Origin of the sequence: Photorhabdus thracensis (genome assembly GCF_001010285.1) — a bacterium.
Classification (GTDB): Bacteria; Pseudomonadota; Gammaproteobacteria; order Enterobacterales; family Enterobacteriaceae; genus Photorhabdus; species Photorhabdus temperata.
Genome location: NZ_CP011104.1, coordinates 272,426 through 289,388 on the forward strand (window position 1 = coordinate 272,426; position 16,963 = coordinate 289,388).

17 protein-coding genes and 1 pseudogene are annotated in these 16,963 nt (G+C 39.0%); 13 read left to right on the top strand and 5 right to left on the bottom strand.

Going from position 1 to position 16,963, the window contains the following annotated elements; all coding sequences use genetic code 11:
- Nucleotides 1-747: 747 nt before the first annotated feature.
- Nucleotides 748-1,419 carry a helix-turn-helix transcriptional regulator gene (locus VY86_RS00890; RefSeq protein ID WP_046973595.1) on the top strand — a complete coding sequence of 224 codons (672 nt, stop codon included), beginning with the start codon at nucleotides 748-750 and terminating at the stop codon, nucleotides 1,417-1,419.
- A gap of 269 nt (nucleotides 1,420-1,688) precedes the next feature.
- Here the strand turns inward: VY86_RS00890 and tnpA are convergent, their stop codons facing one another.
- Nucleotides 1,689-2,114, bottom strand: coding sequence for an IS200/IS605 family transposase (gene tnpA, locus VY86_RS00895; RefSeq protein ID WP_046973596.1), 426 nt, complete (start codon nucleotides 2,112-2,114; stop codon nucleotides 1,689-1,691).
- A gap of 56 nt (nucleotides 2,115-2,170) precedes the next feature.
- Between tnpA and VY86_RS00900 the strand changes: the two genes are divergently transcribed.
- From VY86_RS00900 to VY86_RS00915, 4 genes are all read left to right on the top strand, one after another.
- Complete coding sequence (locus VY86_RS00900; RefSeq protein ID WP_046973597.1) at nucleotides 2,171-3,319, top strand: RNA-guided endonuclease TnpB family protein; 1,149 nt, start codon at nucleotides 2,171-2,173, stop codon at nucleotides 3,317-3,319.
- Between the two features lie 452 nt (nucleotides 3,320-3,771).
- Nucleotides 3,772-4,773 (top strand): LacI family DNA-binding transcriptional regulator, encoded by a 1,002-nt coding sequence (locus tag VY86_RS00905; protein ID WP_046973598.1) that lies wholly within the window; start codon nucleotides 3,772-3,774, stop codon nucleotides 4,771-4,773.
- Between the two features lie 150 nt (nucleotides 4,774-4,923).
- A complete protein-coding gene (nhaC, locus tag VY86_RS00910; RefSeq protein WP_046973599.1) occupies nucleotides 4,924-6,378 on the top strand; it encodes a Na+/H+ antiporter NhaC in 1,455 nt (484 codons plus the stop codon).
- Nucleotides 6,365-7,543: a MalY/PatB family protein gene (locus VY86_RS00915; RefSeq protein ID WP_046973600.1), complete on the top strand. Its 1,179-nt coding sequence runs from the start codon at nucleotides 6,365-6,367 to the stop codon at nucleotides 7,541-7,543. The genes nhaC and VY86_RS00915 overlap by 14 nt, the downstream gene beginning before the upstream one ends.
- 95 nt (nucleotides 7,544-7,638) lie before the next feature.
- Here the strand turns inward: VY86_RS00915 and VY86_RS00920 are convergent, their stop codons facing one another.
- From VY86_RS00920 to VY86_RS00930, 3 genes are all read right to left on the bottom strand, one after another.
- Nucleotides 7,639-7,941, bottom strand: coding sequence for a BrnA antitoxin family protein (locus tag VY86_RS00920; RefSeq protein WP_021326460.1), 303 nt, complete (start codon nucleotides 7,939-7,941; stop codon nucleotides 7,639-7,641).
- Nucleotides 7,928-8,215 (bottom strand): BrnT family toxin, encoded by a 288-nt coding sequence (locus VY86_RS00925; RefSeq protein WP_046973601.1) that lies wholly within the window; start codon nucleotides 8,213-8,215, stop codon nucleotides 7,928-7,930. The genes VY86_RS00920 and VY86_RS00925 overlap by 14 nt, the downstream gene beginning before the upstream one ends.
- 663 nt (nucleotides 8,216-8,878) lie before the next feature.
- Complete coding sequence (locus tag VY86_RS00930) at nucleotides 8,879-9,091, bottom strand: helix-turn-helix domain-containing protein (RefSeq protein WP_046973602.1); 213 nt, start codon at nucleotides 9,089-9,091, stop codon at nucleotides 8,879-8,881.
- 1,009 nt (nucleotides 9,092-10,100) lie between these two features.
- On the opposite strand from VY86_RS00930, the gene VY86_RS00935 reads away from it, so the two are divergent.
- The 8 genes and pseudogenes from VY86_RS00935 to VY86_RS00960 all read left to right on the top strand — a co-directional run bounded on the left by VY86_RS00935 (nucleotide 10,101) and on the right by VY86_RS00960 (nucleotide 15,614).
- Nucleotides 10,101-10,790: a PAS domain-containing protein gene (locus VY86_RS00935; RefSeq protein WP_046973603.1), complete on the top strand. Its 690-nt coding sequence runs from the start codon at nucleotides 10,101-10,103 to the stop codon at nucleotides 10,788-10,790.
- A gap of 41 nt (nucleotides 10,791-10,831) precedes the next feature.
- Nucleotides 10,832-11,518 (top strand): helix-turn-helix transcriptional regulator, encoded by a 687-nt coding sequence (locus VY86_RS00940; protein WP_046973604.1) that lies wholly within the window; start codon nucleotides 10,832-10,834, stop codon nucleotides 11,516-11,518.
- A gap of 217 nt (nucleotides 11,519-11,735) precedes the next feature.
- Nucleotides 11,736-12,422 carry a PAS and helix-turn-helix domain-containing protein gene (locus VY86_RS00945; protein ID WP_046973605.1) on the top strand — a complete coding sequence of 229 codons (687 nt, stop codon included), beginning with the start codon at nucleotides 11,736-11,738 and terminating at the stop codon, nucleotides 12,420-12,422.
- A 24-nt stretch (nucleotides 12,423-12,446) separates the two neighbouring features.
- Nucleotides 12,447-12,569 (top strand): hypothetical protein, encoded by a 123-nt coding sequence (locus VY86_RS26150; RefSeq protein WP_262979022.1) that lies wholly within the window; start codon nucleotides 12,447-12,449, stop codon nucleotides 12,567-12,569.
- A complete protein-coding gene (locus VY86_RS26360) occupies nucleotides 12,570-12,677 on the top strand; it encodes a helix-turn-helix transcriptional regulator (RefSeq protein ID WP_081858302.1) in 108 nt (35 codons plus the stop codon).
- A gap of 82 nt (nucleotides 12,678-12,759) precedes the next feature.
- Nucleotides 12,760-13,429: pseudogene (locus VY86_RS00950) on the top strand (LuxR C-terminal-related transcriptional regulator).
- Between the two features lie 814 nt (nucleotides 13,430-14,243).
- A complete protein-coding gene (locus VY86_RS00955) occupies nucleotides 14,244-14,930 on the top strand; it encodes a helix-turn-helix transcriptional regulator (protein ID WP_046973606.1) in 687 nt (228 codons plus the stop codon).
- A gap of 18 nt (nucleotides 14,931-14,948) precedes the next feature.
- Nucleotides 14,949-15,614 carry a LuxR C-terminal-related transcriptional regulator gene (locus tag VY86_RS00960; protein WP_046973607.1) on the top strand — a complete coding sequence of 222 codons (666 nt, stop codon included), beginning with the start codon at nucleotides 14,949-14,951 and terminating at the stop codon, nucleotides 15,612-15,614.
- Between the two features lie 141 nt (nucleotides 15,615-15,755).
- Here VY86_RS00960 and VY86_RS00965 read toward each other — a convergent pair whose 3' ends face one another.
- The gene (locus tag VY86_RS00965; protein ID WP_046973608.1) at nucleotides 15,756-16,892 is read right to left on the bottom strand and encodes an ISAs1 family transposase; all 1,137 of its coding nucleotides are present in this window, start codon (nucleotides 16,890-16,892) and stop codon (nucleotides 15,756-15,758) included.
- Between the last annotated feature and the right edge of the window lie 71 nt (nucleotides 16,893-16,963).

Sequence of the window (16,963 nt, forward strand, 5' to 3'; positions counted from 1 at the left end):
ATAATATAGGGCAAAAACTCAAAATCAATATTTACACACAAGAAAGTCTGTTTACCCCCCATATATTGCCCCATATCCCCACATTGATGTTCAAAATGCAATAAGACAATAAAAATAAACCATAACGAGAACCAAACGTAACTAACTGCTTTAATTTAAATTATTAAATAATTTTTTCATAAATCAAATCAATAAAGCCAAATTATTAACATTTTTACATCAAGAATACAGGGAAATTTAACTTAGTTATTTGGAATAAAACATCTATCGCAAGAAAATAACAGAACACATCCAGCAGTCTTATCTAAATAAATACGACCAATAAATACAAAACAACTAACCAAAATAGGTTATGCTGACAACGGCATTGGGTTAACTGGTTTACACTATAGCCTCCATCTGGGTATGGCTGTCAGACTCTATGCTGGTCCAGACAAAAAAGAGCATCGTAGATAAAACAAGATCAAAAATTGATGCACCGGTCACATTTTCACACTTCATGAAACCGATTACATAAAACAAATAACACATCTCACATTCCATTCGAAATAAATTCATTATCTTTAATGTAATAACCTATACAAAACTGGAGTTTAAATAAAATGGTATAGCGAATCTGGCACTAAAATAGTGTAACAATCGTAGCCATACGATTACTTCTGATTATTGGGTAGCTCACCATAGAACGAATCACTGCCTTTGTTCATTACTGGAATATTTTTTTATTTATATTTTTTAAGGTTACATATGAGTCAAATTACCCCTCAGTTAACAAATATGTGGGATAAAAGTCATGAATCATGGTTTGTAAAAGATAAAGAATTCCGTTTTATGTATGCAAATCCAGTGTTTATGAAAGTAAACAAATTACCTGAAAATTTTAATGTTATAGGATATACTGATAAAGAATTACCTACACTGTTTAATAATTTTGCTCACCTTTTTGAAGAACATGACCGTAAGGTTTTACAGTCTATGCAGAAAGTATCATCTATTGGGACTTATCTGCCGGACAACGGTCAAAAACTTAAATCCTATTCTTGTGACAAATATCCGTTAATGGATGAAAATAATCAATGCATGGGGATAATTGGTCACGTTAAAGACATAAACCATTTTTCGCTATACAATTACATTAAAAATGACTCATCTACCTCTGTTAGACTCAGACCCCCTAATAATATATTGACGGCAAAAGAGTGGATAATAATTTTCTTATTCTGTCGTGGTGTCAGCAATAAGTTTATCGCCAATGAAATGAAGATTTCATGCCGTAGCTTAGAAAAATATTTTGAAATCATCTATGATAAATTATCAATTGGATCAATGACTGAATTGAGGTTATTGTGCAAAGAGAATAACTATGATCTCTATATTCCTCCCAAATACTCTCAAGCTACAGGCCATTTTTTGCTATAAAAGATGATGCCTGTGCCCCTATATCCCTGTCATTTAATCGGCTTTCCCTGATTTAGTGACAAGGATATAGGGCAGCTTTCAATACATGCCAATTATAACTAAACCATTCATGCAAAATTATTCAAATAAGTCCGATTCATATTATTCGCTTACAATGAGGTACATAAATCCTTTCATGATAATCTGAATAAATTAGCAAAATCCGCCGTAAACCCTAGCCCAGGCGGGCGGGGATATACGGCGAAAAGCCCGCAGGGCTTTAAAACACGTCACTCCGGCGTATTTTGACTGGCAACGTACGCTTTAAGCGTTTCTATCGTTGCCCCTCCAGCGCTACAAGCAAAGTACGATCTTGACCACAAAAGCCCAGTTTTGCTCTGCATTCTCAAATGCGTATTTTGCTGGCGAAGTAGCCGGGAAGAAACTGATTTTAAATTATTCACCAAAATGCTCACCGCGAGTTTGGGGGGATAAGCGACCAACAGGTGTACATGATCTTGCTCACCATCCATCTCAATAATGTCACATTCTAGTTTTGTAGCTGCTGAAGTAAAAGCCTCCCGTAGCTGTTCAATCATACCTCCATCAAAGAGTTTACGGCGATACTTTGTCGTGAATATTAAATGGACAACCAGCTTACTGACACTGTGTCGTTTTCGAAGAAAACCTTCCAGTAATTCATTGTGTTTACTCAATTGAAATATTCCTGCTATCTGTTACTATATCTGAACTATATCAATGAGCGCTGATTATGTTAAGAGCCATAAAGGTACGCATTTATCCCACTCCGGAACAGGCTGAATATCTTAATGCCCAGTTCGGTGTGGTTCGTTTTGCGTATAACAAGGCTCTGCATATTAAAAAACACGCCTACAAACGGTATGGGGTAAGTTTAAGCCCACGTAAAGATCTGAAGCCGTTACTGGCAACGGCGAAGAAATCACGTAAATATGCGTGGCTCAAGTCGTATGATTCCATTGCGTTACAGCAGGCGGTCATCAACTTAAACACGGCTTTTGAGAATTTCTTCAATCCAAAGTTGCAGGCAAAATTCCCTGCCTTTAAGCGCAAACACGGAAAACAATCCAGTTATCACTGTGTTGGCGTGAAGGTGTTGAATGAAGCAAGAAAAATTCCAAAGCTGACGCCGATAGAAGCGCGCATTCACCGTGAAATCAAAGGTGAAATTAAAAGTATTACCTTATCGCGAACGCCAACGGGAAAATATTTTGCCGCCATTCTCTGTGACGATGGCAAAGAAACACCGGTTCCTCCTGATGTGATTGATGCAGACAAAAGCACGGGATGTGACCTTGGGTTAACCCACTTCCTTATCTATTCTGATGGCAGGAAACAAGCCAATCCCCGCTATTTAATCTGGGCCAGTAAAAATCGGGGTAAAGCCCGGTTAATTGTAGCCCGATGCCATGAAAAAGTGACGAATGCCCGGGCTGACTTCCAGCACAAATTGTCCCGACAACTCATTGACGAAAACCAAGCGGTGATAGTCGAGACACTGAAAACGAGCAATATGCTCAAAAATCGCAGACTGGCACGTCATATTGCCGATGCCGGATGGCACAGCTTTGTCACGAAGCTCGAATATAAAGGGAAAGAAGCGGGAAAACATCTGATCAAACTTGACCAGTGGTATGCAAGCTCGAAAACCTGTCATTGTTGCGGTCATAAAGAATCAGAAATGCCCTTAAGCCAGCGGTACTGGATGTGTCCAATGTGCCAAACGGAACATGACAGAGATATCAATGCCGCGTTGAATATCAGGGAACAAGGGTTATTTGAATTACAGGCGGCGGGTCTCGTCGTCTCTGCCCATGGAGGCCAGCGTCAGACTTGTCGAGCACAAGCAACGGCCTGTGAAGTGGGAAGCCTCGCCCGATAGAGGGTGTCGCAAAAGGCCAGCATTGACAATAAACCCACAGAGATTTATTGCCTGTTATTGGAACTGACAACCCAGACAAGCTAAAAATAGCCCATAATATCAGGGCAACGGCCCTTGATAAGTTATACGCTATGACGTTTAGTGTAAGCAGACGGTTCCAGTTTTCGAGTGAATAAGGTCATAACAGATCTGCGCCTAAAGGAAGAACGCAGATTTTAATGGATAACATGAGCTTTTGCGACACCCTCGATAGGACGGGGAGCAGTCACGCTATGATTCCCCGTTTCACATTTGTCATTGATTACATATACCCAATAGATTTCAAGTTGCAGCGCGGCGGCAAGTGAACGCATCCCCAGGAGCATAGATAACGATGTGACTGGGGTAAGTGAACGCAGCCAACAAAGCAGCAACTTGAAAGATGAAGGGTATAAACTGCTGAGGAGAGGAATATGGCTACAATGAAAGATGTAGCACATCAAGCTGGCGTATCCGTGGCTACCGTAAGCCGGGTCATCAATAACACGGCCTACGTCGAACCGGGTACTCGTGAACGTGTCGAAAAAGCAATGCGTGAATTCAACTACCACCGAAATTCTGCTGCGCTTGCCCTGGCAAAAAGATGCGGGGATATGTTGGGTTTACTCACCGGTAACCTGGCTGATCCTTTTTTTTCCCGTTTAGCACGCGGAGTTGAAGAAATTGCCCGAAAAAAAGGGGTAAAACTGATGGTTTGTAGTGGTGGGCATCAGGCTGAACTCGAGAAATCCGCCTTAGATTTTTTAATCAATCAAGGGTGCGAAGCGATAGTGGCACATACCACTCGAATGAGTGATACAGACATATTACGTTATGCAGCGCATACGCCAGCATTAGTGATTGTTAATCGATATTTGCCTGCCATCGCCAACCGGTGTATCTGGTTAGATAATGTTAGCGCTTCGCAGACTGCTACTCACTATCTTATCCAAAATGGTCATCGAAAAATCGCCTGTGTAACGGCAGACCTGCCTATTGATGATAGAAAACTCCGCCTGGAGGGATATTATTCTGCAATGACTCATGCGGGTATCACCGTACCTGGCAATTGGGTTATCAGCGCTCCATTTGACGAAAAAGGAGGAGAACTGGCAACTGAAAAGCTCTTAAGCAGCGGCATCAACTTTACTGCCGCAGTGACATTCAACGATGTTATGGCTGCTGGCATGATGCGAGCCCTGCATCAACGGAAAATCAACTTACCGGAACAACTGTCGATTGTTGGGTTTGATGATATTGTCCCGGCGCGATATCTCTATCCCTCTTTAACGACTGTACACTACCCAATAGAAAGGATGGCACGACGAGCTGCTAATCTGGCGTTACAGCTCAATGCCCAGAAAGAACCCGCCCCACAAATGAATATGTTCTCAGCCGAACTCGTCATCAGAGATTCTGTTTTTTCCATAGGATAAACACATACAAAACAAGCGTAAAAAACGATACACAGATCGCATTTTCACACTTCATGAAACCGATTACATGGACAAGTCACATCTCTCACATTCCATTCGAAAAAAATTTATTATTCTTTCTCAATAACATATCCGAAACAGGGATTTTAAATGGATAACAAAAAAAAGCTTAATCTGGGACTCGCTATGCTGCCGATCGTAGCAATGCTCCTACTTCTGGTTATTGGCTATGGTCAACTGGGACTGCGCATTGAGTCCTTATTACTCATGTCAGCAGGAATAGCGGCTGCCTTAGCGTATTGGCAAGGCTACCGCTGGAATGACATTATTGATTCCATTGTGGCAAAGCTAGCCAAAGCAATGCCGGTGATCATGATATTGATTTGCGTAGGAGGACTCATCGGAACCTGGATGATCAGCGGAACCATACCTTATATGGTTTACTGGGGATTAAAACTGATTAACCCGCAATATATACTCATTGCCGCCTTCTTTATCACGAGCGTTATCTCAGTCTGCACCGGTACATCGTGGGGTGCAGCCGGAACGGTGGGTGTTGCTCTAATGGGGGTAGCGGCAGGTCTTGATGTGCCTTTGGCTGCCGCCGCAGGTGCGGTTGTTTCAGGCGCATATTTCGGCGATAAAATTTCACCTTTATCTGATTCAACTAATTTCGCTGCCATCGTCGCCGACACCGACCTTTACAGCCACATCCAACACCTGCTGTATACCACTATCCCAAGCTTTATTTTAGCGGCAATTGTTTATCTTATCGCTGGTCATACAAGCTCAGTAGGTAGCGTCGCAACACCTGAAAAAGTCACAGACATCATTCAATCTCTTGAAAGCCTTTATCACTTCAATTTATTACTGATTTTGCCACCGGGACTGGTTTTATGGGGTGCAATAACAAAACGTCCGGTGATACCCGTCATGCTGGCTGCATGTGCATTGGCTATTGCGATCGGCATAGGTCTTCAGGGATTCACACTTAAGCAGGGCCTTAATGCGTTGATAGATGGCTTCAATCTCTCAATGTTCTCTGACCAAGGGCACAACATCACCGGGGTCGTTAACGACATTCCACGCTTGCTCAATCGCGGTGGCATGTTCTCAATGATGAGTACCATCCTGCTGGTATTTTGTGCATTCTCGTTTGCCGGCGTTTTGGCGCTCACTGGCGCCCTGACCACCATCATTAATCATCTTCTGCAAGCGGTTCACACAACCGGACAACTTATCGCGGCAACCGTAGCCACAACCATTCTTGTGACCGGCGCCACCTGTGACGGAAAACTGGCTCTTCTCATCCCGGCAGAGCTCTTCAAAGGGGCCTATCGCCGCTTGGGCCTGGATAATAAAAACCTATCACGGACAATAGAAGATGCCTGTACCGTCATTGAGCCACTCATCCCATGGACTGCTGCGGGTATTTACATGGCAACGACTCTGGGTGTCAGTACGCTTGAGCTGCTACCCTGGGCTATCCAGTGCTACGTCGCCATCTTTTTTGCACTCATTTATGGCTTTACTGGTTTCGGTATTGCAAGAGTCGCACCGGAATATTCCCTGAAGAATAAGGAAAGCCAACATGAAACCGCATGATTTCAATCAAATAATCGATCGCCACAACACAGGCTCTGTTAAGTGGGACTTTTTGGATCGTTACCTGCAATTGAACCAAACTGATCTTCTGCCGATGTGGATTTCTGATTTCGATTTCCAATGTCCGGAAGAAATCCAGCAAGCACTACACACCCGAGTCAACCACGGCATTTTCGGTTATAGCGAACGCGACGATAACTATTACCAAGCAGCAATAGACTGGTTTTCAAAACGCCACCAGTTAACCTTAAGCCGGGATTGGTTCACTTCAATAGAAGGTGTCATACCCGGGCTGGCTTTGCTGCTCCAGATGCTCAGTAAACCGGGTGAAGGAGTCGTGGTACAAGGGCCCTATTATGGCTCATTCGCCAAAATCATCACCATGAACGACAGGGTGATTATTGAAAACCCGCTACTTGAAAGTCCTGAAGGTTATCAAATTGACTATGGTCACTTAGAGCAGGTGTTGGAGCAACACAGACCGCCTTTGCTCCTGTTATGTAACCCACACAATCCTACTGGGCGATGCTGGAATCACGACGAATTGACCCGATTATTGACGCTCTGTAAAAAGTACGGTGCAACGGTAATTTCTGATGAAATTTGGGCTGATTTGATTTTACCTGGGAAAACATTCACCTCAGTACTGCATCTGGGGAACGAATGGCATAGCAACGTCATTGCCGCGACCTCAGCAAGTAAAACATTTGGACTCTCATCACTTCGAATATCGAACTTTCTCATTCCAGATCCCGGCCTTCGGCGTGCCTTTATTGATCGATTAAACGCCCATGGATTAGATGTATTTAACTCGCTATCGATGACTGCGGCCACAGCAGCATATCAACATGGAAGTCTATGGTTTGATGAGCTACAAAATCACCTAGCTGAAAACCGCCGCTGGTTGGAGCAAGCTATAGCGCATACTCTCCCTTGGTGCCAAATGACCAAAGCCGAAGGCACCTACCTGGCTTGGTTGGATTGCCGAGCTTTAGGTCTGGATGATGATGCTCTCCAGTTGGCCTTGCTACAGAAAGCGAAAATAGCCGTTTCAATGGGACGGAATTTTGGCGATAGGGGAAAAGGATTTATCCGGATAAATTTGGGTTGCCCTCGTCAGTATCTTGAAAAGGTGATCACCGGTTTAATTCAGTTAACACCATAAAATAAAAATACAATATTATATCGGCCTCTGATAATGGCAAAAAGCCGGATAAGTGCAACCTATTACCAAATCGCGCTTATCCGGCTGTATAGAGATTACTTTCGATGCAAATCACGCATCATGGCTTCACGTAAGATAGCATTAAGCCTCGTCTGATAACCTCTTCCTGGTTTTTTAAGCCAAACCAATACATCAGCATCAATCCTGACTGATGCTTGTGTTTTTACCGGACGATAGAACTGCCCCTGTGCGGCTTTCTTCCAGAAATCTTCATTCAGCAACGCGATGTCACTGTAATCAATATCACTATCAGACTTGCCGGACAGCGCTTTAAGTTCAGATTCCCGTTTTTCAGTCAGAGGCGGCAATTCGCTTCGTTTGTATTTAACCATGCTCATAACGTTTCCTCTCATTCCGCTCTGCTTTTCGTGCACTGATAATACGAATAACCTCGGTACCATCTTCAAACCGTATCGTATGAGCGACCAGAACAACCACACATTCTTTCACTGTTCCAATCGTCTGCCAGCGATATTCACCATTTTCAAAACGATCCTGCAATGACAGATGAAAAGGGTCATCAAAAACAAGAGCCGCTTCTTCAAAACGAATCCCGTGCTTACGGAAATTTGTTTCCGCTTTAGTGAGGTCCCATTCAAACCCAAGCTCCATCTTCACACCATAAAGTACATTTTTGTATATACATTCTTATTCTAGTGTACACGACATTGCATCGCAAGTGAGGAATTTACCATAACACCTGTTACAGAAACCGCCTCAACGCCCCTCAAATCGTGGATTCTCCACCTTCCGGCCATCCCCTATTTACTGGCGGTGGAGTATTGAGTCGTTTTTTTAAGCTGATAAAAGGAACAAGTCATGATGTAGAGTCATGACTGCAACGCAGTGCCGATGCAATGTTTCAATGGAACGGAATTTTGACGATAAGGGAAAAGGGCTTATCCGGATAAATTTGAGTTGCCCTCGTCAGTATCTTAAGAAGGTGATCACCGGTTTAATTCAGTTAACACCATAAAATAAAAATACAATATTATACCACTACCCAATAATAGCGAAGAGTCGGATAAGTGTAGCATGTTACCAAATCGCACCTAATCCGATTGTATTCTTTGTTTAAAGAGAAATAAATTTTCATCCTGACAAAACACCACCGAACTTTATTCAATATATGTAGAAAATCTACCTATCAGAATTATGCCTGATGTACAAAGAGAATTTTCATTTATTAAAAATTCTGCTCGTACCTCAGACATTAAACCCCCTTCTCATTAACTTTGTTATGAGAAGTTCAAGTAAATTTTTACGAATAATAATTTACTTAGAATATCTGCTTGGCCATATTTCAGATGGCTCACAATTCAAAATGGTAGCAATAATCCGCTCCCCCTTGGGCCATGGACGGTGTAAAACATTTGATAAAGTAGATGATGCAAGCCCTGCTTCTCTTGAAACTGCCGCCAACGATGTTCCTCGTTTTTTCAGCGCCGCAATAATATCAGCTTTATGCCAGTCGTGTCTTTCGATCATTCCTATTTCCTTCCTCAGTTTGGTTATACAAGGTACTATGCCCATATCCACTTCCTATTATCAGACCAATGTTTTTATGTTGTTACAGCTTTTCCCCTGGGTCCGCACTGGGTGCGGAATACTAAAAAAATAGCTGTGCTAAAACGTCAAACCCCGCAAAGCACAGCAAATTCTCCGATATAGAAAGAGAGATGATTGTTGTTTTAAATGTTACATCTAATTACAGAAGTTTAGTTATTCTTAAAAAAGTTGGAATCGTATTAAATACTTCAATCAACCTTTTAAGGTAATCCTCTAATTAAGTAGCATGGCTCATGCTGAGTTAGTACAACCAATTAACATACAAAGTGCAGTTATATTGCAAAACTTATATTAGTCTCACCACTAAGTATTTACTACTTATTTAAACAAGAATAATTGTTGCAAGCCATTCGTTTAAATGAAAAATAAACACAGGCAACATGTAAAACCCGAAATATACACTTAATACAAGAGGGGTTATTTGTTTATCTCACTCTTCGGATCACTGAGAAATGTGTTCAGAAACTATCGTTTTTTTCAAAACACGGGCAATAATTGCTCTTTCTTACAAAGAAGAGTAAATAAAACAGTTTAGTAAAATGGCTATCAAGCATTAGGACAAATAACTATTTATCCATTTACAACGAAAAAGGTTACGGATGACTTCGGACACAATCTGTACTTATTTACCGTTGATAACACACACTTTATCGCTAAAAAACGCCAGATATCAGATGCAACAGCGAGCAAAGCAACAGCCCCGTGCCATTTCTTCAATAAACCATAAAATAATTTTCATATAAAATAATAAATATAGTTATATTTCTATTAATTTAAAATCACATCATTAAATAGTAAAAAATCAATTAATAAATATACGATTTTTGACGAAAAAGTTATTATCTTCTATTATATAACTGCCTACTTGAAGTGTAACCGGCAAACAAAATTTTCAAATAATAATTTAAATAAAGGTTTAGGAGCTGTTATGTCAAACATCAAAAAAAACCCCAGTAATATCACATCACAATTAACTCAAATGTGGGACAGAAGTAATGATCCCTGGGCAGCTAAAGATCTGCAATCAAGATTTATTTACGCGAATTCTGCTTTTTATCAACTACTTAACCTGCCTGAAGATTTCGATATTATAGGGCTTTCTTCCAATGAATTACCCTTACCTATCGCCGAATGTGCAGAAGAATTCCACCGTCAGGATCAAAAAGCCATTCAAACTATGCAACGGGTCACATCACTGGAAACCCATCTGCTTGGAGAGCATAAAGTTAAACAAACCTATCTTTGTGACAAATATCCCCTTTGTGATGAAAATGGTGATTGCATGGGGATTATTTTACATATGTACAAAGCCCAGGATTTTTCTGTTTCTTACTATTATGAGAAAACATCTCCGTCAACCCTGCAATTTATCCCACCTAACGACATACTGACGCAAACCGAGTGGGAAGTTCTTTTTCTGACTCTGCGTTCTCAGGATGAGGAGAGCATCAGTAAAGAATTAACCATCAGCACAGAAGATGTTATTAATCATATTCAGTCTATTTATCAAAAATTTAATTTACTACCCCATATGGAATTAGAAGATTTCTGCAAGAAAAATAATTACCACCTTTACGTTCCTGAAAGATTTTTCACTATTGGCAGCAGGGAATTATAAATTTAACCCACTAATCATTAACTGTACAATAGGATTTAGTCATGAGTAAAATCAATAAGCTCACTATTTCACCTCAAATCATCAATACATTGCAGCAAAGCAATGACCCTTGGGGAATAAAAGATAAAGATTCATGCTTTATTTATGGCAACATGGCATTTAGACATCTTCAAAATCTTCCAGATTCATTTGATTACGAAGGGCTTTTTGACGATGAAATTCCTTGGGATGGAGCTGGATTTGCACAGGAATTCATTATCCATGATAAAACCGTAATGACAAAAGAAACAAGGATATGTTCACTTGAAACACATATCTTTGGGAAAGAAAAAATTTTATCCTCTCATTTTCAGGAAAAACTTCCATTATATAATGATGAAAACGAATGTGTCGGAGTCCTTTTCCATACATGGAAAGCCATGGATTTCTCATTAACCCGTTTATATCATGGTAAACTTCCGGCAACTATTCTATTCCAACCACCGACTGATTTATTTACTCAACGGGAATGGGATATTATCTTCCTATCATTACAAAAATATACCAGTAAACAAATGGGCCGGCTGTTAGATATCTCCTATCGTACGGTTGAAACCCATATGGCTCGGATATACAAAAAGATTGGCATTAATTCCTGTTATCAATTGGAAGAATATTGTCGCTTTAATGATTATGATCTTTATGTGCCAGAGAGGTTTGTACGCCCAGAAAGCAAAATGTTTATTTAAATTTCAAATTATCATGGAGTTTTCATGAAGAACTATACAATATCACCTAAAATCATCAACATAATGGAAATAAGCAATGAACAGAGGGGAGTAAAAGATAGTTCTTCATGTTTTATTTACCATAATTCTATAACAAAAAGATTTATTCATAATGTATTGTCAATAGGAAGTCACAAATTTAAACCACTAGCAATCAACTGTACAATAGGATTTAATCATGAGTAAAACTAACAATCTAATTATTTCACCTCAAGTGATTAATACAATGCAGCAAAGTAATGATCCTTGGGGAATAAAAGATAGGAATTCATGCTGGATTTTTGGTAATTCAGGAGTGAAAACTCTTCAGAATCTTCCAAATGTATTTGATTATGAAGGCTTGTATGATGACGAGCTCCCTTGGGACGGGGCTGATTTTACACAAGAATACGTTATTCACGATAATATCGTGATGGAAAAAGAAAAAAGAATATGCTCACTTGAGACCCATATATATGGGAAAGATACATTTCTATCATCTTATTTTTCCGAGAAATATCCGCTATATAATGATGAAGGCGAATGTGTCGGAATCCTTTTACATTGCTGGAAAGCTCAGGATTTCTCATTAACCCGTCTATTTCATGGTAAACTTCCGGCATCTATTCTATTCCAACCACCGACTGATTTATTTACGCAACGGGAATGGGATGTTATCTTCCTCTCCTTGCAAAAATATACCAGTAAGCAAATGGGCAAAATGTTGAATATCTCCTATCGCACTGTTGAAACCCATATGGCACGGATATACAGAAAAATTGGCGTTAATTCCTGTTATCAACTGGAAGATTATTGTCGCTCTAATGATTATGATCTCTATGTGCCAGAAAGATTTGTGCACCCAGAAAGCCGAATGTTTCTCTAAGTCAAAAATTATAAAGGAGTTTTTGTGAAGAAGAACTATGCAATATCACCTCAGATTATCAACACAACGGAAATAAGTAATGAACCGTGGGGAGTAAAAATAGTTCTTCTTACTTTACAAACGCATACCAGTAAACAAATGGGGTGATTGTTAGATATATCTTATCGTACAGTCGAAACCCATATAGCACGGATATATAAAAAGATTGGGATTAATTCCTGTTATCAATTAGAAGGAATATTGTCGCCTCAATGATTATGATCTCTATGTACTAGAAAGATTTGTACGCCCAGAAAACAGAATATTTTTTTAAATTTCAAACTATCACGGAGTTTTTATGAAGAGTTATGAAATATCAGCTCAAATTATTAACACAATGGAATTGAGCAATGAACCATGGGGAATAAAAGATAGTTCTTCATGTTTTATTTACGGTAATTCTGTAACAAAAAAATTTATTCATAATTTTAAGGAATCATTTGATTACGAAGGACGTTATGACCATGAACTTCCCTGGGGTGGCGCCTGAGTTTGCAAAAGAATTCATTAATCAAGATAAAAAAGTGATAGAAAACGGGGAAAGAATATGCTCGCTTGAAACACATATATATGGAAAAGAGCAAATATTGTCATCTTATTTCTGTGAAAAGATGCCTTTTTATCATAAGGATGGTAACTGCATCGGAATTATGTATCACGGTTGGGAAGCCAAAGAATATTCATTAACCCATCTATATCAATATTATAATGAGTTACCAGCATCTATTATATTTCAACCACCAAGTGCTATCTTTACTCAACGTGAGTGGGATATCATTTTTTTCTTTCTACAAAAATGCACCAGAAAACAGATTGGACAGAAATTGAATATTACTTATGATGCCGTTGAAACATATATGACTAGAATATATAACAAGATAGGTATTAACTCCAGTCAACAATTGGAAGAATACTGTCTGACGAATAATTTTCATCATTATGTACCAGAAAGGTTTTTATTATCCTAAAAATCGGATTACCAAATGATTCTTGGCAATAAAACTTAGAATCTATCCTGACTGGCATAATTATTGTGGAGCCTTCTTGCAATAGTGAACATGGACAGTGAGCAGAAACCGGAACGTACACGTAGTATGTAAAGAGTGATTCGCTTCGTTTACCTTTTTAGCCATATTAAAAATGTGTTCAAAATTCTCGTTTTTTTCATAACACTGTCCAGACTTGCTATTTAATTACAAATTAGAGTAAATAAAACAGTTTAGTAAAATAGTTACTAAGCATTAGAAAAAATAATAATTTATCGATTAATAGCAAAGCAGACACTGATGATTTCTAGCATAATCTGCAATTATTTATTATTGATAATGCATACTTCCCAGCCAGAAGATGACCAATATCAAATGCAACAACAAGCACAGCAACGGCCCAAACCATTTCTTTAACAAAAAATTAAAACAATTTTCGTATAAAATAATATATATAGTTATATTAATTACGATTAAAAATCGCATCATCAAATAGTAAAAAATAAATTAATAAACATACGTTTTTTGACGATAAAGTTATTATCCTTTATTATAGAACAGCTCATTTGAAGCATAATCGGCAAATAAAAATTTCAGATGATAATTTAAATAAAGATTCAGGAGTTACTATGTCAAATATAAGAGAAAATCCCAGCAATATCGCACCACAATTAACTCAAATGTGGAAGAGAAGTGATACCCCCTAGGGCTAGGGAACCAGAGCTCTACAATTAAGATTTATTGATTTTTGTCAAAGATTCAATCTTCTGAAAATTTCTTATTACAGGATTTAATCATGAGTAAAACCAGTAAGCTAATTATTTCACCTCAAGTGATCAATACCATGCAACAAAATCATGAGCCTTGGGGAATAAAAGATCAAAATTCATGCTGGATTTATGGCAACCAGACATTTAAGCATATTCAAAATCTTCCAAATTCATTTGATTATGAAAGATTTTTTGACGACGAAATTCCTCGGGATAGCGTTGAGTTTGCAAAAGAATTCAAAAATCATGATAAAAGTGTCATGACCAAAGGGCAAAGAGTATGTTTACTTGAAACACACAGATATGGAAAAGATAAATTTCTGGCATCTCATTTTTGTGAAAAACATCCAATATATAACGACAGAAAAGAGTGTACAGGCGTTATTTTTCATGAATGGGAAGTTCAAGACTTCTCATTAACCCGTCTATACCATAGCAAATTTCCAGCATCTATTATGTTCCAATCACCGGCTTATTTGTTTACCCAACCGGGATGTGATATTATTTTCCTTTTCTTACAAAAATATACCGGCAAACAAATGATCAAAATATTAAATATCGCCTATCATACTGTTGAAACCCATATGGCTCGGATATATAAAAAAATTGGCATTAATTCCTGTTATCAATTGGAAGAATATTGTCATCTTAATAATTATGATCTCTATGTGCCAGAGAAATTTTCACAGGAAGAAAGAAGAATGTTTATTTAAAATTACCACGGAGTTTCTATGAAAAACTATACAATATCACCTCAGATTATCAACACAATGGAAATAAGTAATGAACCGTGGGGAGTCAAAGATGAAAATTCATGCTTTATTTATGGTAATCAAGCATTTAAAAACATCCAAAACCTTTCTGACTCATTTGATTATGAAGGGCTTTTTGATAATGAAATTCCTTGGGATGGCGCTGAGTTTGCAAAAGAATTCATTACCCATGATAAAAATGTAATGACAAAAAAAGGAAGAATATGTTCACTTGAAACACATGTATACGGGAAAGAAAAAATCCTATCATCTTATTTCCAGGAAAAGCTCCCATTATATAATAATGAGAACGAATGTATCGGAATCCTTTTCCATGGATGGAAAGCCAAAGAATATTCATTAGCCCAATTACATCAATATCATAAAAATTTACCATCATCCATTATACTCCAACCACCAACAGATCTTTTTACTCAACAGGAGTGGGATATCATTTTCTTCTTTTTACAGAAATACACCAGAAAACAGATTGGACAGAGATTGAACATCGCTTATCGTACTGTTGGAACATATATATCGCGGATATATAGCAAGATAGGCATCAATTCCAGTAAACAGTTGGAAGAATATTGTCTGGCGAATAATTTTCATCATTATGTACCAGAAAAATTCTTATTGACTTAAAAATCTTATTATCAAACTATTCAGGTAATTTTCAATTACTGATAATGACAGCGGCAGCCTTAATTAATAAGACTACCGCTGAAACAATATATTGATCCCATTTTGACAAAAGGATCAAATGCAGGGCAAGAGCATGAATGTTCATTTCTTGCCCAATACCTGAAAGCCTGCAATTAAAACTTTGTCCAAATACTCACTGCTCATATTGGCCATGTTTGCTTTGCGTCGCATGCTGGCTTTTACACTGGTTTCTGCACGCAGCATATTAAGCGAGAAGTGCCGCATACCCGCTAATATCTCAGCAGCATTCCCGCGACGAATGGCACACGCATCTTCATTCATTGATACGTCAAGCACCCAATGGACGCAATTTTCGATACCCCAATGGCCCCGTACCGCCTCCCTAAAACGGTCTGATTCAAGTTCCGCAGAGCTGATATAATAATGATAATCCAGTGATTCTTTTTTTCTCGCTTTATCAAGGCGATATCGTATTGCCACACCAATGCTTTTTAAGCCTTCCCATTCCGGAAATTGCGAGGCAAGTTCGCCCGCCGGTAATACATGATATTCACGTAATTCAATTCGCCCATGCCCTTGTTCTATACAGACATTTTCTGATTGGCTGACGGCAGTGACTTGCGCTGACAGTGTTTGTTTAACTGCGCGATGTAACGTTTCCTGGTTATTTTTTACCGCCAGCAGATAATCACCCCCCTGGGCGATAATTTTTTTAGCAATTTTAGTCTGGCATCCCATCGCATCAAGGGTGACCAAACAACTTTTGATGTCCAGTAAATCAATTAACTTCGGGATCGCAGTGATTTCATTAGATTTTTTTTCAGTTTTTAACTGTCCCATGACAACGCCATTGGCCGTAGCAAATGCGCTCACCATATGGATAGCCGATAATCGTTTATGCCAATGCCCGGTTCCCCGTAATGCCTTGCCATCAATCGCGATGATTTCACCCTCGGTACGTTTGCTTACCGCCTGCGTCCAGCGAATAAAGCAGTGTTGAAACTGGACAGGGTCAAGGCGGGAAATGATACGCGCTATTGTATCATGTACAGGTAAGCCGGTTTGAAAAAATCCCTTTTCCTGAAGCCAGTTAATGCGCATATTCCCAAAGTCTTCGATATCTTCCCAACCTTCAGCGCCCGTCAAGACGGCACACATTGTCAGAAAAAGCACATCAAACAGAGGATAGCTGATTTTGGCAGACTGGCGGGGATCTTTGATTTCACCGAAATGTTGAGAAAAAGCATCAAGTTCCATTAGGGTACTCCCGAAAAAAGGAGTATAAGATCACAATTGAATTCGTGGGTCAAATGGATTAATTTTGATTA

What these genes read in the sequence shown, in the direction of transcription:
- VY86_RS00890 (WP_046973595.1), top strand. Translation starts at nt 748, where the DNA reads ATGAGTCAAATTACCCCTCAGTTAACAAATATGTGGGATAAAAGTCAT.
- VY86_RS00900 (WP_046973597.1), top strand. Translation starts at nt 2,171, where the DNA reads ATGTTAAGAGCCATAAAGGTACGCATTTATCCCACTCCGGAACAGGCT.
- VY86_RS00905 (WP_046973598.1), top strand. Translation starts at nt 3,772, where the DNA reads ATGGCTACAATGAAAGATGTAGCACATCAAGCTGGCGTATCCGTGGCT.
- nhaC (WP_046973599.1), top strand. Translation starts at nt 4,924, where the DNA reads ATGGATAACAAAAAAAAGCTTAATCTGGGACTCGCTATGCTGCCGATC.
- VY86_RS00915 (WP_046973600.1), top strand. Translation starts at nt 6,365, where the DNA reads ATGAAACCGCATGATTTCAATCAAATAATCGATCGCCACAACACAGGC.
- VY86_RS00920 (WP_021326460.1), bottom strand. Translation starts at nt 7,941, where the DNA reads ATGAGCATGGTTAAATACAAACGAAGCGAATTGCCGCCTCTGACTGAA.
- VY86_RS00925 (WP_046973601.1), bottom strand. Translation starts at nt 8,215, where the DNA reads ATGGAGCTTGGGTTTGAATGGGACCTCACTAAAGCGGAAACAAATTTC.
- VY86_RS00930 (WP_046973602.1), bottom strand. Translation starts at nt 9,091, where the DNA reads ATGATCGAAAGACACGACTGGCATAAAGCTGATATTATTGCGGCGCTG.
- VY86_RS00935 (WP_046973603.1), top strand. Translation starts at nt 10,101, where the DNA reads ATGTCAAACATCAAAAAAAACCCCAGTAATATCACATCACAATTAACT.
- VY86_RS00940 (WP_046973604.1), top strand. Translation starts at nt 10,832, where the DNA reads ATGAGTAAAATCAATAAGCTCACTATTTCACCTCAAATCATCAATACA.
- VY86_RS00945 (WP_046973605.1), top strand. Translation starts at nt 11,736, where the DNA reads ATGAGTAAAACTAACAATCTAATTATTTCACCTCAAGTGATTAATACA.
- VY86_RS00955 (WP_046973606.1), top strand. Translation starts at nt 14,244, where the DNA reads ATGAGTAAAACCAGTAAGCTAATTATTTCACCTCAAGTGATCAATACC.
- VY86_RS00960 (WP_046973607.1), top strand. Translation starts at nt 14,949, where the DNA reads ATGAAAAACTATACAATATCACCTCAGATTATCAACACAATGGAAATA.
- VY86_RS00965 (WP_046973608.1), bottom strand. Translation starts at nt 16,892, where the DNA reads ATGGAACTTGATGCTTTTTCTCAACATTTCGGTGAAATCAAAGATCCC.